The organism is Thermotoga sp. RQ2 (assembly GCF_000019625.1).
Lineage (GTDB): Bacteria > Thermotogota > Thermotogae > Thermotogales > Thermotogaceae > Thermotoga > Thermotoga maritima.
Map to the genome: position 1 here is coordinate 1,339,024 of NC_010483.1, position 22,617 is coordinate 1,361,640.

Here is a 22,617-nt window from a genome sequence, read left to right on the forward strand (position 1 = left end):
GGATTTTACAACAAAATCTTCATCATGTCAAAATACCCTTTATGATCATTTCGGTCGCTTCTTCTTCTGTGAGGCCTTTGGCCATGAGTGTTTCAAGCTGTTTCGCGTTCACCCTTCCTATGGAAGCCTCGTGGGTTAGTTCAGAAGAATCGTTCTTCACAACCAGCACGGGAAGAGCTCTCACGTCCACTCCATCTCCCTTTGCGATTTCAAGACACTCCACGTGGCCTCTCGTGTGCGGCGCGTTTCCGTAAACTTCGTTCACCACAGAAACTTTCGCTCTGTCGATTGCAACTGCGTTCGTTTTGGCAAGACCTCTCGCCCCCATTCCGTTCAGCCTCAAGATCTCCTTCACTTCCACATCGTCGTCTTCGATGGCCTTTACTTTCGTGTAGAGTTCTCCAACGGCATCTTTCTCAAGTGAAGCATCCATGAAGACCCTCAGCGTTCCTATTCTTGTTTTCACGAGAGTGAAGGTGTTTCGGTAAACCGCTCCTTCTCCAACTCTTGCTATCGATCTGGTGATCAGATTTATGGAGCCCGTTTCACTGTGCATGTGCTCGTCATGGTACTCCATCCATGCTCCTTCTTCCAGTTCCACATTCATCAAGGCGTCGTGTGTGAAGTCTTCGGTCCACGGAAAAACGCAGTGTGCCACAAAGATCGCTTTCGCGTTTTTCTCGAGCCTTATATTGAACACAACGCGCTGGAGTCCTTTCTTTTCCAGGTACCCCGTACACACGTGGACGGGATACTCCACCACCACACCTTCTTTTATTCTCATGTCCACCTGAACACCGTTCTCTATCCTGTGGGGAGTGAGTTCTACTCCCTCCACACCGTTGAGTCCTATGACCTTGTCACCGCTTATTATGATGGAGGCTATCCTCCTGTCGAGGAACTTCGAAACGTCTCCCCCTGCCTTTTCGTAGGCTTTTGCAAGTGTTTCGAATTCTTTTCTGTAGTCTTTTACGATCATACGATCATCTCCCCTGATGGTTCATTCGGATGATCACATCTGTCACAGCTGTTTTTGTAGAACTGCACGATCTCAGATGGGTTTCCTTCTTTCAAGATGGAGCCGTGACAAATGAGAAAAGCGTAGTCGCTCTCCAGGGCAATTTCTTCTCTGTGAGTGACTAAGATCACAGAGCCACCCGCATTCACGAGTTCCGAGAGAACCTTCTCTATCATCTCAAGGCTCATAATATCTATCCCGGAGTCTGGCTCATCGAGGATAGTGTATCTAGGTTTCATAAGAAGAATACTCGCCAGTTCTACCCTCTTTCTCTCTCCACCGCTCAGCTTTTCATCGACGTTTCTTTCCAAGTAGAGTGCTGAGTTCAGACCAACGAGTTCCAGGACCCTTTCGAGCTCCTCTTTCGATACTTTCCTTCTTCCACCGAGAGTCAAATAGTCTCTGATCTTGATTCCTGTGAATCGAGCGGGTTCCTGCCACATCAAAGTGATCCCTCTTTTGGCTCTCTCTGTTACGGAAAGATCGGTGATGTCCTCGCCGTCGAGGAGTATCTTTCCCCTGGTGGGTCTGTAGCCCTCAAGCCCCATGATCAAATAGGCGAGAGTGCTTTTTCCCGCACCGTTGGTTCCCAGTATGGAGTAAACCCTTTGTTTTTCGAAGCGAGCGTTTATTCCCTTCAGGATAGCCTTTCCCTCTACCTCGTACCACACATCGATGAGCTCCAGCACATTCATCACCTCAAATTGAGTCTAACACGAAATCACCTGTTGAGCACCAAAAGTTCCACGAATTTCCCAGTAGTGTAAACATACGACAGGATCGAGACAACTACAAGAGCAGGAAGATACATTCCAAAGAGAGAAAAAACGAATACAACGAACAACCTAACATCCCTGGAAGCAAAACCGGATAGTTTTCCGACGAGAGCCGGGTGGGTACCAAACACCTTCCCAACACTGTGAAGGTAACTCACCATGAGAGAACCGCTGACGGCAAGAACCGACCAGAAGAGTAAAGAAAGAGAGGGACTATCTTTCAAGGAACCGTAAAGAGACAGCCCAAGAACGGCCAGTATATCCACGAACCTGTCCAACATCGTATCGAAAAAAGCTCCCCAGTTTGAAGACACATTTCTTGCGCGTGCGAGCTCCCCATCCACTCCGTCCAGAACAGAAGAAACCTGAACAAGAATTCCTGCGATCCATGGAACTTTGAGAAGATAAAACGGAAACGCGAGAACACCAACAAGAAAGCTGATGAAAGACATCTGATTGGGTGTTATCTGCCAGTTTTTCTCGAGAATGAGATTTGTGATCCTTGAGGAAAATCTCCTGTTTATCAGAGAAGAAATCCACCCATCGGTGGATTTTCTCAGCATGCCACTCCCTCCTTTATTTTTTTCATCAACTCATAAACCTTTTCATTCAAATCCTCGGGAGAGTCTATTTCTGTCCACAGAGCATTTCCAAAATCGAACACTTTAACGAGCATTCCTGTGTCAACTGCCTTCTGCAGCACATGATACAGAGAAATTTCCTCAGTCCATGAAAAACTCTCCTTGAGGCTGTAAACCTTTTTCGTCATCACAAAAACACCCGTGTCGAAATAGTTGTACTCATCGATTCTCTTTCCGATTTTAACAATCCGATCTTCATTTACTAATACTTTACTCGCCTCTTCAGGGTCTATCAGGTCACTTCTCTTACTCACACCGAGTTTTATATGGAATTCATCCTCACTGAAAGCACTTTTCAGTGCCTCAGGTGGAAAGAGAGAATCACCACACGAGAGGAAAAATTTTTCGCTCTCCACGTAAGGTTCACTCAGGAAGAAAGAATACGCGTTGCCGAGTTCCACCTTTTTGTTCTCAACGACAATCCCCTCGACACCCAGATCATTCAGAACCTTCTCTCCGAGATCTCTATAGCCCTCTGAGACGACAAGAACGAATCTTTCAACACCGTTTTTCATCAGGGAGATCATCGGATATTTTACGAGCTCACAACCGTCGAACCTGTAAAAGACCTTCGGAACATCTCCGGTAACCGATCTGAGTCTTTTTCCAGCTCCGGAAGCCAGCACAACGGCCTCTCTCACAGAACCACCTCCACGAAAAGAAATGAGGGGCTCAAGCCCCTCACAGCCACTTCGGTTTCAATCCCGCCCAGATTCTCATCTTCTCGTAAGCGATGATTCTTGGGATGTTCTTTTCTTCCGCCGGTCCCGGGTTTTTCATGTAGAAGGCGTTCACTGGGTAGACCGTTCCGAACTCCTTCCTGTCGAGTGCGATCTTTCCGAGTCTCACAAGGTCAACAAGGAGACCTCCAAGAGCCGGGCTGTCGTTTATTCTTCCGTTTATCATGAGCTCATCTGTAGCACCGTTGAAACTCGTGTACTCAATGTGGATCGCTATGAACTTTTTGTCTCCGAGGGGTTCAAGATAGCCCGTTGGTTTTATGTAGTGCGGTGCATCGTAACCGAGGATGTCTTTCACGATACTGGACTTTGTGAACTCTTTACTCTTGTTCTTTCCTTCATCGGTGAGTGCAAGAAAGTCCATGTTTCCACCTATGTTGAACTGTGCGACATCTTTGACATACCTGTTCCTCTGGGCAAGATGGCTCAACACGTCTGCCGTGAATGGGGTCGCACCCGTTGCTCCATCGTCTCCAAAGACCACAAGATTGTTCCCTTTTGCGAGTTCGACGAAAGCCGGATCGTTCGCTATGTAAGTCGGTATCACGTTCACAAAGGCTGCTCCACCGCGTTTTTTCGCATACAACGTTGCCGCGTAGGCGTACACCTGTGTGGCTGTGAGCCTTTCTTTATCGTTGTTTTCTATGGCTTTGAGCAGTTCTTCCTTGTTTCCGAAAGGCTTGAACGCTTCGGTGGTACAGGTGTTCACTATCACGTCAGGGTCGAGTTTAGACCACTCATCGACGAGCCTTTCAATGGCCTCTTTCAGGGTCATGCTGTCTTCGAGTCCTTCTGCTTCGATGGGAAGGTTCTTCACGCTTCCAAGGTGTACTCCTTTGCGAATCTCAGGATCACTCGTCAGCGAGTCAACATCGTTCCAGTACTGCTTCACCACTTCGCTCAGTTTCTTTCCAATCTTCGCTCTATCCACGTCGTAGCTTCCCACAATCTTGATGTCTTTAAAGTCGATGGGAAGTTCCCTTGCAAGGGGCACTCCGTAAGGTTCTACTTCCCCTTTCCTGAGCTTTTCAAGTCCAGCAACAAATGTACTGGCAACGTAGCCTTGTCCGAGGATCAGGACCTTGACCATGCGTTTCACCTCCTTAACTTTTATTCGCAGATTTTATCTGGAAGAAAAACATTGTATGGGGGATTAGACTAAAAGCCAAGTCTATTATATCATGTTTTTACAGTCATATATTTCAAGTGCTTTACCAATAGTTTTCTTTTTAGTGAATCAGTTTGTTTACAAAACTTGTGAAGTAGGTAACAACATATATCATTCCCTTGACTTCTCCTGAAAAATAGTGAAAAATATAACGTGAAAAGGTTCACGATTTGAAAGGAACGATGGACATGATTGTGAGAGTATGTATGGGGAGTTCTTGTCATTTGAAGGGATCTTACGAGGTTGTCAGGAGATTTCAAGAGCTTCAAAAGAAATACAACTTCAAGCTGTACGGCTCATTGTGTTTTGGAAACTGTTCTCAGGGAGTCTGCGTTGAAATAGATGGCCGATTGTTCAGCAGAGTAACTCCCGAAAATGCTGAGGAAATTCTAAAGAAGGTGCTTCAAAATGGCTGAACTCATATTCTCGAGAGAAACGGACTGCAGATACTGTTACAAATGCTTGAGAAACTGTCCCGTTAAAGCCATATCTTTCAAATCTGGAAAATCGACAGTCTTAGAAGAAGAATGTGTTTTTTGCGGATCTTGCCTGGATATCTGTCCTCAGAATGCGAGAAGTTATCGGAAAGACATCGAAAGATTTCTGAGTTTGTCCGAACCGTTTCTTGTTTCAATAGCACCGTCTTTCTTCGCTTACTTTGAAAATCCTCTGAAAGTTATCGGTGTTCTGAAAGAGATGGGTGCTGTGGTAGTTCAGGAAACAGCCGTGGGTGCGGAGATCGTTTCCAGAAGGTACGAAGAGGTCTTTGAAAAACACTCCGGTCCCTTCATAACAACGGCCTGCCCTGTGGTTGTGAATCTCGCTGAGAAACATTTTCCTAATGTTTTGAAGTACTTTGCACCCGTTGATTCTCCTCTGATGGCGCACGCGAAGTTTTTGAAGACACGATACGGTGACTTCCCAATTGTGTTTGTTGGACCATGCATAGCAAAGAAATCCGAAAGCGACCTCGTTGACGTTGCACTCACCTTCGAAGAACTCGAGGAGATCCTCGAAGAAAGAGAAGGAAAAGAAGCTCTTCCGGACGGTCCGTATCCAGACAGGGCTCGGTTTTATCCGACAACAGATGGTATAGGCTACACCGTTTCTGTTCCATGGGAAAAAAAGCTCGTGGTTGAAGGCGTCGAGAACCTGATGAGAGTCTTTTCCAGGATAGATGAATACAAAAGTGTTTTCATAGAGGCTTCCGCATGCTACGGCAGCTGTTTGAACGGACCTGTGATGAAGAAAAAAAGCAACGGAAAAGAAAGGCTTCTTGAATGGCAGAAGAAACTCCCAAAAGAACCGAAGGTGAATCACCTCAAGATCGATACCTTCAGGAACTACAGAAACAAGTCCAGGAACGTGGAAGTTCCAGAAGAGGAAATAAAAAAGGTTCTCGTGTCCATAGGTAAAGACGATCCATCCAAAGAATTGAACTGCGGTGCGTGTGGATACGATTCGTGCCGTGAAAAAGCTAGGGCCGTGGTCCTTGGAAAAGCGGAAAAGGAGATGTGCTTTGTGTACCTGCTTGATCTGGTCAAATCTTCCAGTTACAGGGTCGTTGAAGAGTCTCCAAACGCTGTATTCGTTTTGAAAGACGAAAAAGTGATCTACAGAAACAGGGTAGCTGGGGAACTGATCCAGAATTATCCAGAGATCCTGGAACGTGCGAAGGGCTCTGTGGGAGAAACTCTCACCATCGAAGGAAAGAGATTCTTCTTCGTGAAGGAATTTTCTCTCGAGGATGGAGAAGAAGTCATCATGCTAGTGGATATCACACAGGAAAAACTGAAAGACGAAGAACTCGACAAGGTAAAAAGGGAAACACTCAGAAAAGTCGAAGAAATGATGAACAAACAAATGAGAATCGCTCAAGAAATTGCTGGAATACTCGGTGAATCTATCGCGGAAACCAAGAGCAGTTTCATGGAACTGAAGATGTTCATGGAGGGAGAAAATGCTGACCTGTGATGTCTTCTTTGCCTCGAAAAACAAAAAAGGCGAAGAGGTGTGTGGAGACTCGATAAAGGTCAAGAGAGAGAGTGAGAAAATAGTGGTCAGCGTTTCCGACGGACTGGGAAGCGGGATAAAAGCGAGTATTCTCTCAACTCTCACATCGACCATAGCCTCCACGATGCTGATGAATGGTCTTCCTGTAACAGATGTGTTCAGAACGATCCTCGCGACACTCCCCATTTGCAGAGTAAGAAAAATCAGCTACTCCAATTTGTGCTCCGTGGTGTGTGACTTCAAAAACAATACCTGCACCGTCGTCGAATACGAGTTTCCGGTTGTGATGCTGTTCAAAGGAGAAAGAAGGGTCTTTCCTGAGAAGCTGGAACTCGAGATAGAAGGAAAAAAAGTGTTCGTATGGCAGTTTCAACCTGAAGCTGGAACTCTACTCTTTCTGGCAACGGATGGACTCTCTCAGGCGGGAATGGGAACGGATCTTTTTCCACTGGGTTTCGGTGTGGAAAACATAGAAAAAGAGATGAAGCATCTTCTGAAAAACCACGTTTCTCCCGAAAACATCGTCAGGCACTTTGTAAAGCTCGCAGAAAAACTGGACCAAGAAGTGAGAGGGGATGATACACTTGTTGCTTGCTTGAATTTCCGAGAAAAGCGCATTCTGAATCTGTTCGTCGGACCACCTGAGGACAGAAAAAAAGACGAAGAGTACGTGAGAACGTTTCTCAGCCTTCCTGGAAAAAAGATCGTTTGCGGAGGAACAACAGGTCAGATCTTTGAAAGGGTTACAGGAAAGAAAGTTGAGATCGATCTGTACACCCTCTCGGAAAACTCTCCGCCTGTTGGATACATGGAAGGAATCGATCTCATGACGGAAGGAATCGTCACCCTGACTCAGGTGTTCAGGTACCTCGAAGGGCAATCGGACGAACTGGGGTACGGTGCAAAATTCATCGTCAAAAGTCTTCTGGAGGCCGATGAAATCAACTTCTTCGTTGGAAGGGCAATAAACCCGGCTCATCAGAATCCTCTGTTCAGCCACGATATCTCTTTGAAGTTCAGACTGGTCAAGGATATCGCTCAGATCCTTCGAGAAAGGGGAAAAATAGTGAACGTTCAATACTGTTAGGAGGTGTTGGCGTTGGAAAGACACTTCGAAAAGGTCGAAGAAATTTTGAAGAAATACGGTTACAAGAGAGAGAATCTGATAAAGATCCTCCTCGAGATCCAGGAGATCTACAGGTACCTTCCGGAGGATGTGATCAACTACGTGAGCACCGCTATGGGAATTCCTCCCGCAAAGATCTACGGAGTGGCGACTTTTTACGCTCAGTTCTCTCTGAAACCAAAAGGAAAGTACGCGATCATGGTGTGCGATGGGACTGCCTGTCACATGGCAGGATCTCCAGAAGTACTCAAAGCAATCGAAGAAGAAACGGGTCTCACTCCTGGAAACGTCACGGAAGATCTCATGTTCAGTCTCGATCAGGTTGGATGCCTCGGAGCCTGCGCGCTCGCACCGGTCATGGTGATAAACGGTGAGGTCTATGGAAACCTCACGGCCGATAAGGTGAAAGAAATCCTGAGAAAAATAAAAGAGAAAGAGAGGGAGAGCGCCAATGTTTAAGAACGCGAAAGAGTTCGTCCAGTACGCAAACAAACTGAAAACCCTGAGAGAGAAAAAACTGAACGGTGTCTCTATATACGTCTGCGTCGGAACTGGTTGTACTGCGAAAGGTGCTCTCAAAGTTTACAGCGCTTTCGAAGAAGAGCTCAAAAAGAGAAACCTCCTCGGACAGGTCACGCTGGAAAAGATCGATGATGACAAAGTCACGTTGAACAGAACAGGGTGCTGTGGAAGGTGTTCTTCCGGTCCCCTCGTGAAGATCATGCCCTACAGGTTCTTCTATTCAAATGTTGTACCCGAAGATGTCCCGGAGATCGTGGACAGAACCGTCCTCAAGGGTGAGCCCATAGAAAGACTCTTTCTGACGGATCCCCTCACGGGAGAAAAGGTTCCCAGAATAGAGGACACCACGCTTTTCAAAAACCAGGATTTCTACATCATGGAAGCCATAGGTGAGTCCGAGTGTGACAGTATAGAAGACTACATCGCACGGGGTGGATACGAGTCTCTCGTCAAAGCCCTCACTTCAATGACACCGGAAGAAATCATAGAAACGGTGAAGGCATCCGGTCTCAGAGGAAGAGGTGGAGGAGGATTTCCAACAGGTCTCAAATGGGAATTCACCAGAAAAGCGCAGGGTGATATAAAATTCGTCGTGTGCAACGGAGACGAAGGAGATCCGGGAGCGTTCATGAACAGGACTCTCCTGAAGAGGGATCCACACCTTGTTCTGGAAGGGATGATCATAGCCGGGTATGCGGTCGGCGCACAGAAGGGGTACGCTTACATCAGAGCCGAATACCCGTTCGCAGTCAGGATGTTCAAAAAGGCCATAGAAGATGCAAAGAAAATGGGACTTCTCGGTGAAAACATCCTCGGAACAGGCTTTTCCTTCGACGTGGAAGTGAAAGAGGGAGCCGGTGCGTTCGTGTGCGGCGAAGAGACGGCACTTCTTGCCTCCATCGAAGGGAAAAGAGGTATGCCCAGACCAAAGCCACCGTTCCCGGCTCAATCCGGTCTCTGGGGTAAACCCACCCTCATAAACAACGTGGAAACATACGCGAACATACCAAGAATACTCAGAGACGGTGTGGAAAACTACAGAAAACGCGGAACGGAAAACTCACCGGGAACCAAGATGTTCTCCGTTGCAGGCCCCCTGAAAGCCACTGGTATCATCGAAGTTGAATTCGGCACCACCTTGAGAGATATCATCTACAACATATGTGGAGGATTCGTTGAAGGAGAAGAGTTCAAAGCGGTTCAGATTGGAGGACCGTCCGGAGCGTGTCTTTCCGAAGATTTCATCGACATGCCCCTCGATTACGACACACTGAAGAAAGCTGATGCGATGGTAGGATCCGGTGGAATAGTCGTGATTACAAAGAAAACGTGTATGGTAGAGGTTGCAAGGTTCTTCCTCGATTTCACCAAGAGGGAATCCTGTGGAAAGTGCGTGCCGTGCAGGGAAGGCACCATGCAGGCGTACAACATATTGGAAAAGTTCACCCACGGAAAAGCTACATACGAGGATCTCAAAGCTCTCGAACACCTCTCAAAAACAATAAAGACCGCTTCTCTCTGTGGGCTCGGAAAGACCGCTCCCAACCCCATTCTCAGTACCCTGAAGCTCTTCAGAGAGGAGTACATTGCACACATCGAAGGAGAATGTCCAAGCGGAATGTGTACGGCGTTCAAGAAATACGTCATCAACCCGGATATCTGTAAAGGCTGTGGACTCTGTGCCAGATCCTGTCCACAGAACGCCATAACCGGAGAAAGAGGAAAACCGTACACGATAAATCAGGAGAAGTGTGTCAAGTGCGGTCTCTGTGCGAGTAAATGTCCGTTCAAAGCCATAGAGCTTGTCTGAGGAGGGAAGAAAAATGAAAATTTACGTTGATGGAAAAGAAGTTATCATAAATGACAACGAGCGTAACCTCCTTGAAGCGCTGAAGAACGTGGGGATAGAGATTCCGAATCTGTGTTATCTTTCGGAGGCTTCTATATATGGAGCCTGTAGAATGTGCCTTGTGGAGATCGACGGTCAGATCACCACTTCCTGTACCCTGAAACCTTACGAAGGTATGAAGGTAAAAACGAACACCCCCGAAATATACGAAATGAGAAGGAACATCCTCGAACTCATCCTTGCAACTCACAACAGAGACTGTACCACCTGCGATAGAAACGGAAGCTGTAAACTTCAGAAGTACGCTGAAGACTTCGGCATAAGAAAGATCAGATTCGAAGCTCTCAAGAAAGAACACGTCAGGGACGAATCCGCTCCGGTAGTGAGAGATATATCCAAGTGTATCCTCTGCGGTGACTGTGTTCGCGTGTGTGAAGAGATCCAGGGAGTCGGTGTTATCGAGTTCGCCAAGCGCGGTTTTGAAAGCGTCGTGACGACCGCTTTTAATACTCCCCTCATAGAGACAGAGTGTGTGCTCTGCGGACAGTGTGTAGCATACTGTCCAACGGGAGCTCTGAGCATCAGAAACGATATAGACAAGTTGATTGAAGCTCTTGAAAGCGACAAGATCGTGATAGGAATGATCGCACCCGCGGTGAGAGCTGCGATTCAGGAAGAGTTTGGAATAGACGAAGACGTCGCAATGGCGGAAAAACTCGTCTCTTTCCTGAAAACGATAGGCTTCGATAGAGTTTTCGATGTGTCGTTCGGAGCAGATCTTGTCGCCTACGAAGAAGCCCACGAGTTCTACGAAAGACTCAAAAAAGGAGAAAGACTTCCACAGTTCACCTCATGCTGTCCTGCGTGGGTGAAGCACGCTGAGCACACCTATCCTCAGTACCTTCAGAATCTCTCGAGCGTGAAATCACCTCAACAGGCACTTGGCACGGTGATAAAGAAGATCTACGCAAGAAAACTCGGTGTTCCTGAAGAAAAGATCTTCCTCGTTTCGTTCATGCCGTGTACCGCTAAAAAGTTCGAAGCAGAAAGAGAAGAACACAAAGGAATCGTTGACATTGTCCTCACAACAAGAGAACTTGCTCAACTCATCAAGATGAGCAGAATAGACATAAACAGAATAGAACCCCAGCCGTTCGACAGACCTTACGGAGTGTCTTCGCAGGCGGGTCTCGGTTTTGGAAAAGCCGGTGGGGTCTTCTCCTGTGTTCTTTCTGTGTTGAACGAGGAAATCGGCATAGAAAAAGTCGACGTGAAATCTCCAGAAGATGGCATCAGGGTAGCGGAAGTTACACTCAAAGATGGTACGTCTTTCAAAGGAGCCGTCATATACGGTCTTGGTAAGGTGAAGAAGTTCCTCGAAGAAAGAAAAGACGTGGAGATTATCGAAGTAATGGCCTGTAACTACGGATGTGTGGGTGGAGGAGGACAGCCTTACCCGAACGATTCCAGAATCAGAGAACACAGGGCAAAAGTGCTAAGAGACACCATGGGAATAAAATCTCTCCTCACACCCGTGGAAAACCTCTTCCTCATGAAACTCTACGAAGAAGATCTGAAAGACGAACACACAAGACATGAGATTCTCCACACCACCTACCGACCGAGGAGAAGATACCCGGAAAAAGATGTGGAAATACTTCCCGTTCCAAACGGTGAAAAGAGAACGGTGAAAGTCTGTCTTGGAACCTCCTGTTACACGAAAGGATCTTACGAAATACTGAAAAAGCTCGTTGATTACGTCAAAGAGAACGATAGGGAAGGAAAAATAGAAGTGCTGGGAACGTTCTGTGTGGAAAACTGCGGGGCTTCTCCGAACGTGATCGTGGATGATAAAATCATAGGTGGTGCCACTTTTGAGAAGGTGCTGGAGGAGCTTTCGAAAAATGGCTGAGATGATACATCTTCCAAGATCTACCTTTGAAAGGTTGAAGATGTACCGAAAAGTTCTGGAAGCGACAAAAAAACCTTACATCTCCTCTGATGAGATCGCAAGATTCCTCGAAATAAACCCGGACCTCGTGAGGAAAGACTTTTCCTATCTCAAATGTCAGGGAAAGCCCAGGGTCGGCTACGATGTGGAAGAACTCAGAAAAGAACTCGACGATCTCTTCGGAGTGAACAACACCACTAACATGATCATCGTTGGAGCAAATGACCTCGCAAGGGCTTTGTTGAGCCTGGACTTTTCGAAAGCCGGTGTGAAAGTCGTAGCCGTGTTCGATACAGAGAAGGAAAACGTGGGAAAGTTCATAGGAGAATTCGCTGTCAGAGAACTGGACGTTCTGGAAAGAGTCATCAGAAGGTTCGATGCGGAGATAGCCGCACTGTGCGTGTCAAAGGACAGAGCGCAGGCTACAGCCAGATTTCTCATCGAAAAGGGAATAAAAGCCGTATGGAACTTCACGGGAGTTCATCTTGAACTTCCTTCAAACGTCATTGTCGTGGACGAAGACCTCACAAAATCCCTCCTGACGATAAAACACCTTCTGAAGTAACCGCATTTTCGAGCGATCAAAGAGGGGGAACAGCCCCCTCTTTTGTGGTATAATTTCTTTGCTGATGTTCATCAAAATTTCATAAATACTTCAAAGAGGAGGTTTCAGACATGAGAAGTATTTCTGCCAAAGTCCTGGTAATCGGCGTGGTGGTTGTGCTGGCTTTCTTTGTGACACAGTACGTCCTCATGAATACAACCGTCTACAACACTATCATGGAGAGGAAAAAGGATGAAGCAAAATACCTGGTTGAGACGGTCTACGGCATTCTGGAGAGAGCATACGAGATGGAACAGAAAGGAGAACTCACAAGAGAGCAGGCACAGAACCTGGCAAAGTCCCTCGTAGGAAAGATCAGATACGACGACAACAACTACTTCTGGATCAACGACACCCACCCCAGGATGGTGTTTCATCCAATCAAACCAGAATTGAACGGTCAGGATCTGAGCAACTACAAGGACCCGAACGGTGTGTACCTGTTCAACGAAATGGTGAAAGTAGCGAAAGAAAAAGGAGAAGGGTTCGTCTTTTATTCTTGGCCCAAAGCAGGAAGCGACAAACCAGAACCCAAGGTCTCTTACGTGAAACTCTTCGAACCCTGGGGATGGATCGTCGGAACTGGAATATACGTGGATGATGTGAAAGTAGCAGTTGGAAATCTCATATTTGAAGATGTGATAGTAATTCTAGTAATAGGAATCGCAGTGATAATAGCGGTCTTCTTCTATGGAAGAGTGCTTTCGAGAAAGACAAAAGCCGTTTTGGTTGCCCTCGAGAAGATATCGAGTGGAGATCTGTCTATTTCTGTTGATATAAAATCGAAGGATGAGTTCGGTCTCATAGCACAGAAATTGAACGAAACCGTTGGAAAACTCAGAAATATGGTTCAGGAAATCGACAAATCCCAGGACGAGGTGGAAAGAGTTTCTGAGGAGCTATTTGCCCTCTCCCAGCAGCTTCGCAGTGCCCTTGAAGAGATAGCGAGAGCTTCCGACACGATCAGCAAAGAGGTTCAGAACGCTTCCGCGTCCATAGAGGAAGTCACATCAGGTTCCGAGGAGGTTTCTGCTAACTCTCAGAACATTTCCAAACTCATTCAAGAAATCTCGGAAAACGCAGACAACATAGCAGATTTCGCGAGGAACGGTCAGAGGGTCCTCGAAGAGGCGGTCAAAAAGGTGGAAGACGTCTCAGAGAATTCCAGAGAAACGGCCAATGTCGTTTCGAGTGTGACTGAGAGTGCAAGAAACATCGAGGAGATCGTAAGAACCATCCAGAGTATCGCAGAGCAGACGAACCTCCTAGCACTGAACGCGGCTATAGAGGCAGCAAGAGCAGGAGAAGCGGGAAGAGGATTTGCGGTGGTTGCCGATGAGATCAGAAAACTCGCTGAAGAGAGTCAGAAAGCCACAGAAGAGATCAGTCAGATCCTCGAGAACATCAGAGAAGGTGTAGAAAGAACGAACGAGATGTCGAAGGAAAACGTCGAGATCACAAAAGATGCGAGAAAACTGGTGGAAGAGTCCTACGAAAACTTCAACCAGATCGTATCCAGAATAGAGGATCTTGCCGCAAGGATCGAGGGAATCGCCGCGAGTGCCCAGGAACTCAGCGCCGCATCCGAAGAGATGAGCAGTGCCCTCGATGCGGTTGCCAAGACAACAACAACGGTTGCCGACGAAATAGAAGAGGTCTCCACTAACATCACAGAACAGGAAAAGGCCGCAAAGAGAATAGCAGACGTTGGAACAGAACTGAAGAAACTCTCGGATGAGTTGAAAGAGGATGTAGAAAAGTTCAAGATCTGATAAGATACTCTTAGAGAATCAGAGAGCCCTGGGGAATTCCCCAGGGCTTTTCACGTTTGGGGAGGGGAGAAGGTGAAATACGTTCTTTCTCTCGATCAGGGTACAACGAGTTCCAGGGCGATCGTCTTCGACGAGAAGGGAAACGTGATCTCCAAGGTCAACAAAGAGTTCAAACAGATCTATCCAAGGCCCGGGTGGGTGGAACACGATCCGATGGAGATCTGGGAGTCTCAGATCGAAGTTGCAGAAAGGGCGATCGAAGAAGCAGGAATCAAGCCTGAAGAGATAGCCGCCATAGGGATCACAAACCAGAGGGAAACAACCATCGTCTGGGACAAAAACACGGGAAAACCCGTCTACAACGCCATCGTGTGGCAATGCAGAAGAACGGCTCCCATATGCGATGAGTTGAAAGAAAAGGGCTACGCTGAGTTCATCCGCGAAAGAACGGGGCTCGTCATCGACGCGTATTTTTCCGGAACGAAGATCAAGTGGATCCTCGACAACGTTGAAGGAGTGAGGGAAAAAGCAGAAAAGGGAGAGGTGCTCTTTGGAACGGTCGACACCTGGCTCATCTGGAACCTCACGGGCGGGAAAGTACACGTCACCGATTATTCGAACGCTTCCAGAACTATGATCTTCAACATCCACAAACTCGACTGGGACGATGAAATACTGGAACTTCTAAACATACCGAGGGCGATGCTTCCACAGGTGATGCCGTCGAGTCACGTGTACGGTTACACAGCAAAGGATATCTTCGGAGTGGAAATACCTATAGCTGGAGACGCAGGGGATCAACAGGCGGCACTGTTTGGGCAAGCCTGCTTCCAGCCAGGCATGTTGAAAAACACTTACGGAACAGGATGTTTCCTCCTCATGAACACCGGAGAGAAAGCATTTGAATCAAAATCCGGTCTTCTCACAACCATCGCGTGGGGAATAAACGGGAAGGTTTACTATGCCCTTGAAGGCAGCATATTTATTACTGGCGCCGCTGTGCAATGGCTAAGGGATGGTCTGAGGATCATCTCAAACGCCGCAGAAACCGAAGAACTCGCCACAAAAGTGCCAGACAACGGAGGTGTGTACTTTGTTCCGGCGTTCGTGGGGCTTGGTGCACCGTATTGGGACATGTACGCTCGAGGCTTGATCATAGGCATAACCAGAGGTACCACCAGAGAGCATATAGTGAGGGCCGTTCTTGAGTCGATCGCCTATCAGACAAGAGATGTGGTAGAAGTCATGGAAAAAGACAGCGATATAAAGGTGGAAACCCTCCGGGTCGATGGTGGAGCCGTTGTGAACAACTTTCTGATGCAGTTTCAGGCTGATATCCTTGGAATCCCTGTGGAAAGACCTGTTGTGAACGAAACAACAGCCCTTGGAGCTGCTTACCTTGCAGGACTCGCGGTTGGGTACTGGAAAGATCAAGAAGAGATAGCTTCTCTCTGGCAACTCGACAGAAGATTTGAACCCTCTATGAATTCCGAGGAAAGAGAGAGGCTGTATTCAAAATGGAAAGAGGCAGTGTCGAGATCCCTTGGATGGGAAAAACGATGAACTTGTATCCTGTAATTCCAGCTGTCAGGGCAGAAAAGGATATTGAAGAAGCCTTAGAATCACCTTCTGAAGTGATATTTTTGTTAACAGGAACTGTGATGAACATCGAAGAAATAGTCTACAAACTCAAGAACGGAAAAAAAGAAGTTTTCGTTCACGTGGATCTCGTAAAGGGGCTTTCATTAGACAGGTGTTCACTTGAATTTTTAAGAGAAATTGTAGGTGTCGACGGTATAATTTCTACACACATTCATCTTTTGAAAATAGCCAGAAAACTGGGTATGAGAATTATTCAAAGAGTATTCTTGGTAGATTCCGGTGCTTTAGAAAGTGGATTGGCTCAGGCAGAAGACTTAGAGCCAGATTTTCTAGAAATTCTTCCCGGTATAGTTCCAGAGTTCATCAAGGAGATAACGAAACGGTATTCTGGAGACATAATAGCGGGAGGGTTGATAAGGAAAAAAGAGCAGGTTTTTGCTGCTTTAGAAGCAGGAGCAAAAGCAATATCAACGAGTTGCAAAGATCTATGGAAGATAATATAATTCTTGAAGGAGAGAGAAAAGAGAGAGCCATATCCCACGAGAGTGGGGTATGGCTCTTTTTGTTTAAGGAGGTGCAAACGATGAAGGCTGTCGTCATAGGTGGCGGAGTGTTTGGTTCTCTGATAGCGCGAGAGTTAACGAAGTACGATCTAGAAGTGACCATCATAGAGAAAAATCTGGACGTGGGCTGGGGTGTGACAAAGGCGAATTCCGCTATTGTTCACGCTGGTTACGACGATCCACCTGAAAGCGTTCGTGCACAGTTTTGCGCGTCAGGCAATGCAATGTACGAAGACCTGTCGAAAGAGCTGGATTTTGATTTCAAAAGAATTGGATCTTTCGTAGTGGCGTTCAACGATGAGGAACTGAAAGAACTCGAGCGCCTCCTAAAACAGGGCGAAGAAAACGGCGTTCCAGGTTTGACCATCCTGGAAAGAGACGAAGTTCTTTCCATGGAGCCGAATCTGAACCCAGAGGTCAAATATGCCCTCTACGCTCCCACTGCTGGCATCACAGAACCATGGATGGTTGCCATAGCAGCCGTGGAAAACGCCGTCCAGAACGGATTGAAACTCGTTCTTGGAGAAAGCGTCGTTGGCTTTGAGAAAGTCAACGGTCGAGTGAAGAAAGTTCACACCAGCAAAAGTGAATACGAAGCGGATATCGTGATAAACTGCGCTGGGCTCCACGCAGACGAGATAGCAAAGTTGGCCGGTGCAGAGTACGTTCCCCTGCATCCGAGAAAAGGCGAATACATTCTCCTCGATAAGAAACTTCAGGGTCTGGTCAAAAGGGTCATATTCCCCACACCTACTAAGGTCTCGAAGGGGATACTCGTTCTTCCCACAGTCGATGGTGGAATCCTTCTGGGACCAACTGCCGAGGATCTTCCCGAAGAGATGAAGGACAGACCCATAACCACCAGGGAAGGTCTCGAAAAAGTTCGAGAATTCACAAAAAAACTCGTACCTTCCCTCGATTTCTCCCTCGTGGTGAAAACCTTCTCAGGGCTGAGACCGGAAAGTCCACAAAAAGACTTCTTCATAAAAGTGAGCGAGACGGTGAAGAACTTCGTGAACGTTATGGCAACAAGATCTCCTGGTCTCACAGCAGCGCCGGCGGTGGCAAAGTACGTTGTTGAAGAGTTGATCCAGGAAAAAATGAGAATTCCTCTTGAGAAGAAAAAAGACTTCAAACCGGAAAGAAAGAGAATCGTTCACTATTCGGAACTTCCTCTTGAAGAGTGGAGAAGGGAAATAGAAAAAGATCCACGTGCGGGAAGACTCGTTTGCTTCTGCAACGAAGTGACAGAGAAAGAAATAGTAGAAGCCATAAGAAGAGGAGCAAGGACACTCGACGGTGTGAAATTCAGAACAAGAGCGATGTTCGGGAGATGTCAGGGGGGCTTCTGCATGGCTCGAATTCTCAAGATTCTGGAGAGAGAACTCGGTGTGGATATGTCGGAAATAAAGATGAAATCGGAGAATAGCTGGGTTGTGAACGGGAAGGTGAGAGAATGAGGGTCGATGTGATGGTGATAGGAGCCGGAGCTGCCGGAATGGCGGCGACGTTGAAAGCAAAAGAAGAAGGGGCAGAAGTTCTCCTCGTCGAGAGAGATGAAAGAACCGGAGGAATATTGAACCAGTGTATACACAACGGTTTTGGTCTTCACTATTTCAGGCAGGAACTCACAGGACCGGAGTACGCTGAAAGATTCCAGGAAAAGATGGAAAAGATTGGAATAAGAGCGCTGACGAACGCTTATGTGAAACGTGTTGAGGACAGAAGGGTGATCCTCGTCACCGAACAAGGCATAGAGGAAGTAGAAGTGGGAGCGCTAGTCTATACGACAGGTGCCAGGGAAAGACCTTTTGGTAGTCTCATGATCCCGGGAGACAGGCCCTCTGGTATCTTCACAGCCGGTGTTGCCCAGAGACTCATCAACATAGAAAACAGGCTCCCCGGAAAACGTGCCCTCATACTGGGCTCCGGAGATATAGGTCTCATCATGGCAAGAAGGCTCACCCTCGAGGGAATGGAAGTCGTCGGTGTTGTGGAGCGTCTGCCGTACGCGGGAGGCCTCCTCAGGAACGTGATACAGTGTCTTGAGGACTACAACATACCTTTGTACCTCTCCAGCACAGTCGTTGAGGTGAGAGGAAGAGAAAGATTGGAAGAAGTCGTGGTCGCAAAACTGGATGAACAGTTCAGACCCATTCCGGGAACGGAGAGGGTGTTCAAAGTGGACACGCTGGTTTTGTCCGTTGGACTCATTCCTCAGGTGGAATTGATAGAAAACCTGGTGGTGAAAAATCCGACCTCCAGAGGTGTGGGAGTTTCAAATATAGGCCAGACCTCTAGAGACTGGATCTTTTCCGCTGGAAACTGTACAGTGATCTTCGATCTGGTGGATTACGTGAGCTACGAGGGTGAGACAGCGGGACGGTACGCCGCAAAGTTCGTGAAAGGCGAGATCCCGCGAGAAAAGATTCCCGTGAGACCCGGAAAAAACGTGATGGTGGTTCATCCGATCTGGTACACCCCTGCAGAACCTCTCACTCTCTACCTGAGAGTGAAGAAACCCATGGAGAAGGGAAGACTCGTAGTTGGAAGGTTCGCAAGGGAATTCGAAGATCTCGTGCCAAGTGAGATGCTGAGGGTGAAAATTTCCGACAGGGATCTCGAAGGACTCGATGAAATCGTGGTGTCCGTCGAGGAGGTGAATTGAAATGTTCAAAAATGTCGTTTGCGTTCAGTGCCCAATCGGGTGTAAAATTAAGGTGGAGCTAACTGAAGACGGCCACATAAAATCCATCACAGGAAACAGGTGCCCACGAGGTGTTGAATACGCAAAGGATGAGATAAAAGATCCAAAAAGAGTCGTTCCAACGAGCATCAGAGTATTGAACGGAGAGCTTCCACTTGCATCCGTCAAGACGGACAAACCGATTCCGAAGAGATTCATATCGGAACTCATGAAGATAGTCAGAGAAATCAAAGTGGAAGCCCCCGTGAAAGTTGGTGATGTTGTTCTAAGAGATCTTTTTGGAACAGGAGCGAATCTTGTTGTAACAAGAACGGTGAGGAGGTTAGAAGATGGATCCAAAGAAATTCAAAAAGATAGCGCTGGTGGGAGCAACGGTTAATCCAAGAAAGTACGGAAACGTGATACTTAAAGATCTGGTTTCCAAGGGATTCGAGGTTTTACCGGTGAATCCCAAGTACGACGAGATAGAAGGTTTCAGGGTTTACAAAAGCGTGGAGGAACTTCCTGAAGATATCGATGTGATAGTCTTCGTTGTACCACCCGAAGTCGCACTTGAAGAAACAAAGAAGGCGTACGACGTGGGTTTCAGAAGATTCTGGTATCAACCGGGAGCGTTCTCAGAAGAGATCAAAAGATTCCTCGACTCTTCGAAAGACGTAGAATATTCCGCTGAAAAGTGTATCATGGTAGAAACTTCATCTTCCAGAGGATTCTTGAACTTGTAGAGATCGCTGAAACGTGTCTGAGGATTTCACGAGCTTCTTCCTCCGTTTCAACGAGCCCGGCGGCGATCACTGTTCTGCCGGGTATTTTTCTGGCCACTTTCGGAGCCACCGCTCCTGGAAGGACTTCCACCACATCTACCCCGAGCGTTTCTATCTGTTCGATACCTCTTTCGACCGCTTTCGAGTCGAGAGCGAAGAATCTGAGGATAGCGGGAATTCCGTTTCTCTTTGCAACGACGTAATTTCTTGGCTTTATCGTGATGATACCATCGGCACCGGCCTTTTTCACAAAAAGAACCGCTTCTTCTCCCTCTCCTAGTCCGTTCACAAAATCCATATCAACAAAAACGGTTTTTCCCCTGTCTTTGAGAATCTTCAGATGAAACTTCAGATTCAAAATGTCGCTCTTCAAAAGAAAAACCACATCGGGTTCTATTTCTCCCATGGAATCCATGTCCCACAGCGCAGCTATTATCCCCTTGAACATTCGAGTGCTCTCCTCCATTTTTCATAGAGTTCCACGATTTCCTCAACGGTGAGCTGTTCCGCTCTTCTTGACAAATCTACTCCCTCGAAGATAGAAAGAAATGGCTTCAGATTATTTTTGAGCGTTTTTCTTTTTTTTGCAAATATCATCGAGACGAATTTTTTGAATTTTTCGAAATCCAGATCCACAGGTTTTCTCTTCAAATCTACAACTGTGGAATCAACCTCAGGGTTCGGAACAAAACAGGATCTTGAAACATCGAAGAGCTTTTTCACCTCGTAAAACGTCTGAACCACAACCGAAAGGTATCCGTACGTTTTCTTTCCGGGTTTTGCCAGGATCCTTTCACCAACTTCCTTCTGAACCATGACGATGGCTCTTTTGAATTTCCATTCTATGATCTTTTCCATGAGGGGACCTGTTATGTTGTAGGGGATGTTGGACACACAAATTGCGCCTTCAGGAACGTCTTTCGCTTTCAGGAAATCTTCGAACCTCAATTCCACATTGGGATACTTCGAAAGTCTTTCTTGAAGAATCGGAGCAAGGCTCTCATCGATTTCGTAGGCGATGACCCTCGCACCGGTCTTAGTGAGTTCTTCCGTGAGAGTTCCAGCTCCGGCTCCTATCTCCACCACCACATCCTCTGGAGTCAGATCAGCCGCTTTCACGATGCGCTTCGCTATCCTATCGTCCGAAAGAAAGACCTGCCCCAGGTGTTTTTTCAATCTTACACCGTACTTTTTCAGATAATCAGACGTCTTCAAATCACGTCCCTCGCCATCACCCTGAAGTTTATCTCCGGAAAGATTGCATCCGTCCACTCGTAGTATCTTAGCATCTCTTCGTCTATTCTTCCAGAAACGAGTTGATCGTAGAGGTTCAGAAATCTTTTTATGTGAAGCTTCGTTCTGTTTTCTGCGTATTGAACACTCGTTCTTGTGGTCATAATGAAAGCCCAGTCGCTCGATTGTGCGAGAAATAGCTCTCTCAGCATCTGATTCAAAACCCTTTCCACGAGTGGATCGGAACTGTTGTAATACTTTTTCGAAAGATCTATCATTCTCTCGATCATCTCATGGAGATGCCTGTAGATCCAGTCGTTCGTTCCGTTGAGCCACGTTTCGTAGTATCCTCCGGCACCCCAGCTCGAGTCGGCGGGTGTGGCGATCTGAACCTCTTCGAGAGTGTCTATAACTTCGGATGCGGTGACGAGCTTCAGGTCTTTTGATTCATTCACCAGTTCAAAGAACCTCTTCAAGAAGAACACACCCTCGAACCACCAGTGACCGAAGAGCTCAGCGTCGAATGGAGCAACGATGACTGGTTCGACACCCATTATGTCCATCAATCTTCTTGCCTGATTTTCCTTTTTGTGAAGGAAGTCCCTCGCGTGTTCTTCCACCGCTTCCATGGCCAGATCTATATCGTAATATTCTTTCTGCGAAGCGTCCAGACTCTTCGAAGTTATCCTGTGGTATTTTATTCCGGTGTTTATTCTGACTCCAGAAGGGTCTATGTAATCTTTTATGTACTCCATCTCTCTGTCGAAACCTATATCTCTGTAGAATTCTCTGTACCTTGGATCACCAGGATACCCAACGGCTGCACTCCAGACCTGTTCGCTCGACTCCGGATCTCGTGCGAAGGCGAAAACACCACTTGGCGTCATGATGGGTCTGTAGACACCGTATCTGGGTTGTTCATCGGCGAACCAAAAGGCATGAGAATCTACAAAGAAATACTCAACGTTGTTCTGGGCAAGGTACAGATCCAGCCCCTGATAGTATCCGCATTCCGCAAGCCAAATACCCCTTGGGTGTTTCTTCATGTGCTTTTCGTAGTTCTTCACACCAACTGTGATCTGAGCGTTCACCACCTCTGGGTACATCTGATAGAGCGGCAAAAACGCGTGTGTGGCGTTGCAGGTTACTATCTCCAGCTTTCCGGTCTCCTGGTATTTTTTGAAGCCCTCCAAGATGTTTCCATCGTAAGAGCGAAATACATTCAGAATTTTTTCAAAATGTTCACGGTAGAATTTAGCCATCTTATGCTTCAGCGGGTGCTCCTTTTTAGTTCTCTCCACTTCCTTGTCTGCGAGTTCGATCAGTTTTTCCATGTGTCTTTCGTACTTCTCCTGAAGGTCTCTGGAGGAGAGCATCTCCATCAGCGGAGGAGTGATCGACATGGTCAACCTGAAATCTTCTATTTCATCGAACATCATTAAAAGCGGTATGTAAGTTTCTGTTATGGCCTCAAAAAGCCACCTTTCTTCTAAAAAATGATCGTATTCAGGATGGTGAACGTATGGAAGGTGCGCGTGCAGAAATATCAGTATTTTTCCTCTCATGAG

At 47.0% G+C, this 22,617-nt stretch carries 22 protein-coding genes; 14 read left to right on the forward strand and 8 right to left on the reverse strand.

The genetic code is table 11. From position 1 onward, the window contains the following. Positions 1-22: 22 nt before the first annotated feature. From TRQ2_RS06765 to TRQ2_RS06785, 5 genes are read right to left on the reverse strand one after another with little or no spacing between them, the layout of a single operon-like run. On the reverse strand, positions 23-979 hold the full coding sequence (locus TRQ2_RS06765; protein WP_012311055.1) for a SufD family Fe-S cluster assembly protein: 957 nt from the start codon (positions 977-979) through the stop codon (positions 23-25). Beyond that, the gene (locus tag TRQ2_RS06770) at positions 976-1,707 is read right to left on the reverse strand and encodes an ABC transporter ATP-binding protein (protein WP_012311056.1); all 732 of its coding nucleotides are present in this window, start codon (positions 1,705-1,707) and stop codon (positions 976-978) included. Before TRQ2_RS06770 ends, TRQ2_RS06765 begins: the two co-directional genes overlap by 4 nt. 32 nt (positions 1,708-1,739) lie before the next feature. After that, the gene (locus TRQ2_RS06775; protein WP_012311057.1) at positions 1,740-2,357 is read right to left on the reverse strand and encodes a CDP-alcohol phosphatidyltransferase family protein; all 618 of its coding nucleotides are present in this window, start codon (positions 2,355-2,357) and stop codon (positions 1,740-1,742) included. Then, complete coding sequence (locus TRQ2_RS06780; RefSeq protein WP_011943847.1) at positions 2,351-3,076, reverse strand: sugar phosphate nucleotidyltransferase; 726 nt, start codon at positions 3,074-3,076, stop codon at positions 2,351-2,353. The genes TRQ2_RS06775 and TRQ2_RS06780 overlap by 7 nt, the downstream gene beginning before the upstream one ends. A 40-nt stretch (positions 3,077-3,116) precedes the next feature. After that, a complete protein-coding gene (locus tag TRQ2_RS06785) occupies positions 3,117-4,265 on the reverse strand; it encodes an inositol-3-phosphate synthase (protein ID WP_012311058.1) in 1,149 nt (382 codons plus the stop codon). A 266-nt stretch (positions 4,266-4,531) separates the two neighbouring features. Between TRQ2_RS06785 and TRQ2_RS06790 the strand changes: the two genes are divergently transcribed. From TRQ2_RS06790 to TRQ2_RS06855, 14 genes are all read left to right on the forward strand, one after another. Then, positions 4,532-4,759 (forward strand): NAD(P)H-dependent oxidoreductase subunit E, encoded by a 228-nt coding sequence (locus TRQ2_RS06790; RefSeq protein WP_012311059.1) that lies wholly within the window; start codon positions 4,532-4,534, stop codon positions 4,757-4,759. After that, complete coding sequence (locus tag TRQ2_RS06795; RefSeq protein WP_012311060.1) at positions 4,752-6,317, forward strand: [Fe-Fe] hydrogenase large subunit C-terminal domain-containing protein; 1,566 nt, start codon at positions 4,752-4,754, stop codon at positions 6,315-6,317. Before TRQ2_RS06790 ends, TRQ2_RS06795 begins: the two co-directional genes overlap by 8 nt. Continuing rightward, positions 6,304-7,443 (forward strand): SpoIIE family protein phosphatase, encoded by a 1,140-nt coding sequence (locus TRQ2_RS06800; protein WP_012311061.1) that lies wholly within the window; start codon positions 6,304-6,306, stop codon positions 7,441-7,443. The genes TRQ2_RS06795 and TRQ2_RS06800 overlap by 14 nt, the downstream gene beginning before the upstream one ends. 12 nt (positions 7,444-7,455) lie before the next feature. Continuing rightward, positions 7,456-7,941 (forward strand): NADH-quinone oxidoreductase subunit NuoE, encoded by a 486-nt coding sequence (nuoE, locus tag TRQ2_RS06805; RefSeq protein WP_011943842.1) that lies wholly within the window; start codon positions 7,456-7,458, stop codon positions 7,939-7,941. Continuing rightward, positions 7,934-9,814 carry an NADH-quinone oxidoreductase subunit NuoF gene (gene nuoF / locus TRQ2_RS06810; RefSeq protein ID WP_012311062.1) on the forward strand — a complete coding sequence of 627 codons (1,881 nt, stop codon included), beginning with the start codon at positions 7,934-7,936 and terminating at the stop codon, positions 9,812-9,814. The genes nuoE and nuoF overlap by 8 nt, the downstream gene beginning before the upstream one ends. A 13-nt stretch (positions 9,815-9,827) precedes the next feature. Next, positions 9,828-11,765 carry a [Fe-Fe] hydrogenase large subunit C-terminal domain-containing protein gene (locus tag TRQ2_RS06815; RefSeq protein WP_012311063.1) on the forward strand — a complete coding sequence of 646 codons (1,938 nt, stop codon included), beginning with the start codon at positions 9,828-9,830 and terminating at the stop codon, positions 11,763-11,765. Continuing rightward, entirely contained in the window at positions 11,758-12,369 is a 612-nt protein-coding gene (locus TRQ2_RS06820; protein ID WP_012311064.1) for a redox-sensing transcriptional repressor Rex, read from the forward strand. Before TRQ2_RS06815 ends, TRQ2_RS06820 begins: the two co-directional genes overlap by 8 nt. 110 nt (positions 12,370-12,479) lie before the next feature. Beyond that, positions 12,480-14,180 (forward strand): methyl-accepting chemotaxis protein, encoded by a 1,701-nt coding sequence (locus TRQ2_RS06825; RefSeq protein WP_012311065.1) that lies wholly within the window; start codon positions 12,480-12,482, stop codon positions 14,178-14,180. Positions 14,181-14,252: 72 nt separating this feature from the next. Then, positions 14,253-15,743, forward strand: coding sequence for a glycerol kinase GlpK (gene glpK / locus TRQ2_RS06830; protein ID WP_012311066.1), 1,491 nt, complete (start codon positions 14,253-14,255; stop codon positions 15,741-15,743). Continuing rightward, a complete protein-coding gene (locus tag TRQ2_RS06835; RefSeq protein WP_049749668.1) occupies positions 15,698-16,285 on the forward strand; it encodes a glycerol-3-phosphate responsive antiterminator in 588 nt (195 codons plus the stop codon). Before glpK ends, TRQ2_RS06835 begins: the two co-directional genes overlap by 46 nt. Positions 16,286-16,365: 80 nt before the next feature. Then, entirely contained in the window at positions 16,366-17,805 is a 1,440-nt protein-coding gene (locus TRQ2_RS06840; RefSeq protein WP_012311068.1) for an NAD(P)/FAD-dependent oxidoreductase, read from the forward strand. Further along, positions 17,802-19,013 (forward strand): NAD(P)/FAD-dependent oxidoreductase, encoded by a 1,212-nt coding sequence (locus TRQ2_RS06845; RefSeq protein ID WP_041434348.1) that lies wholly within the window; start codon positions 17,802-17,804, stop codon positions 19,011-19,013. The genes TRQ2_RS06840 and TRQ2_RS06845 overlap by 4 nt, the downstream gene beginning before the upstream one ends. A 1-nt stretch (position 19,014) precedes the next feature. Then, a complete protein-coding gene (locus TRQ2_RS06850; protein ID WP_012311070.1) occupies positions 19,015-19,431 on the forward strand; it encodes a DUF1667 domain-containing protein in 417 nt (138 codons plus the stop codon). Beyond that, positions 19,382-19,777, forward strand: a complete 396-nt coding sequence (locus TRQ2_RS06855) for a CoA-binding protein (protein WP_012311071.1) — start codon at positions 19,382-19,384, stop codon at positions 19,775-19,777. The genes TRQ2_RS06850 and TRQ2_RS06855 overlap by 50 nt, the downstream gene beginning before the upstream one ends. Here the strand turns inward: TRQ2_RS06855 and TRQ2_RS06860 are convergent. From TRQ2_RS06860 to TRQ2_RS06870, 3 genes are read right to left on the reverse strand one after another with little or no spacing between them, the layout of a single operon-like run. After that, positions 19,734-20,264 carry a glycerol-3-phosphate responsive antiterminator gene (locus TRQ2_RS06860; protein WP_012311072.1) on the reverse strand — a complete coding sequence of 177 codons (531 nt, stop codon included), beginning with the start codon at positions 20,262-20,264 and terminating at the stop codon, positions 19,734-19,736. The two genes, TRQ2_RS06855 and TRQ2_RS06860, sit on opposite strands and share 44 nt — an antisense overlap. Further along, positions 20,249-21,031, reverse strand: coding sequence for a 16S rRNA (adenine(1518)-N(6)/adenine(1519)-N(6))-dimethyltransferase RsmA (gene rsmA / locus TRQ2_RS06865; RefSeq protein WP_012311073.1), 783 nt, complete (start codon positions 21,029-21,031; stop codon positions 20,249-20,251). Before rsmA ends, TRQ2_RS06860 begins: the two co-directional genes overlap by 16 nt. Beyond that, complete coding sequence (locus tag TRQ2_RS06870; protein ID WP_012311074.1) at positions 21,028-22,614, reverse strand: glycoside hydrolase family 57 protein; 1,587 nt, start codon at positions 22,612-22,614, stop codon at positions 21,028-21,030. Before TRQ2_RS06870 ends, rsmA begins: the two co-directional genes overlap by 4 nt. Between the last annotated feature and the right edge of the window lie 3 nt (positions 22,615-22,617).

Bases quoted from the DNA above. Each gene is read 5' to 3' on its own strand.
- TRQ2_RS06785 (WP_012311058.1), bottom strand. From the start codon at position 4,265: ATGGTCAAGGTCCTGATCCTCGGACAAGGCTACGTTGCCAGTACATTT.
- TRQ2_RS06845 (WP_041434348.1), top strand. From the start codon at position 17,802: ATGAGGGTCGATGTGATGGTGATAGGAGCCGGAGCTGCCGGAATGGCG.
- TRQ2_RS06860 (WP_012311072.1), bottom strand. From the start codon at position 20,264: ATGTTCAAGGGGATAATAGCTGCGCTGTGGGACATGGATTCCATGGGA.
- TRQ2_RS06825 (WP_012311065.1), top strand. From the start codon at position 12,480: ATGAGAAGTATTTCTGCCAAAGTCCTGGTAATCGGCGTGGTGGTTGTG.
- TRQ2_RS06855 (WP_012311071.1), top strand. From the start codon at position 19,382: ATGGATCCAAAGAAATTCAAAAAGATAGCGCTGGTGGGAGCAACGGTT.
- TRQ2_RS06775 (WP_012311057.1), bottom strand. From the start codon at position 2,357: ATGCTGAGAAAATCCACCGATGGGTGGATTTCTTCTCTGATAAACAGG.
- TRQ2_RS06820 (WP_012311064.1), top strand. From the start codon at position 11,758: ATGGCTGAGATGATACATCTTCCAAGATCTACCTTTGAAAGGTTGAAG.
- TRQ2_RS06835 (WP_049749668.1), top strand. From the start codon at position 15,698: ATGGAAAGAGGCAGTGTCGAGATCCCTTGGATGGGAAAAACGATGAAC.
- TRQ2_RS06815 (WP_012311063.1), top strand. From the start codon at position 9,828: ATGAAAATTTACGTTGATGGAAAAGAAGTTATCATAAATGACAACGAG.
- TRQ2_RS06795 (WP_012311060.1), top strand. From the start codon at position 4,752: ATGGCTGAACTCATATTCTCGAGAGAAACGGACTGCAGATACTGTTAC.
- TRQ2_RS06870 (WP_012311074.1), bottom strand. From the start codon at position 22,614: ATGAGAGGAAAAATACTGATATTTCTGCACGCGCACCTTCCATACGTT.
- TRQ2_RS06850 (WP_012311070.1), top strand. From the start codon at position 19,015: ATGTTCAAAAATGTCGTTTGCGTTCAGTGCCCAATCGGGTGTAAAATT.
- nuoF (WP_012311062.1), top strand. From the start codon at position 7,934: ATGTTTAAGAACGCGAAAGAGTTCGTCCAGTACGCAAACAAACTGAAA.
- TRQ2_RS06790 (WP_012311059.1), top strand. From the start codon at position 4,532: ATGATTGTGAGAGTATGTATGGGGAGTTCTTGTCATTTGAAGGGATCT.
- TRQ2_RS06840 (WP_012311068.1), top strand. From the start codon at position 16,366: ATGAAGGCTGTCGTCATAGGTGGCGGAGTGTTTGGTTCTCTGATAGCG.
- TRQ2_RS06800 (WP_012311061.1), top strand. From the start codon at position 6,304: ATGCTGACCTGTGATGTCTTCTTTGCCTCGAAAAACAAAAAAGGCGAA.
- TRQ2_RS06765 (WP_012311055.1), bottom strand. From the start codon at position 979: ATGATCGTAAAAGACTACAGAAAAGAATTCGAAACACTTGCAAAAGCC.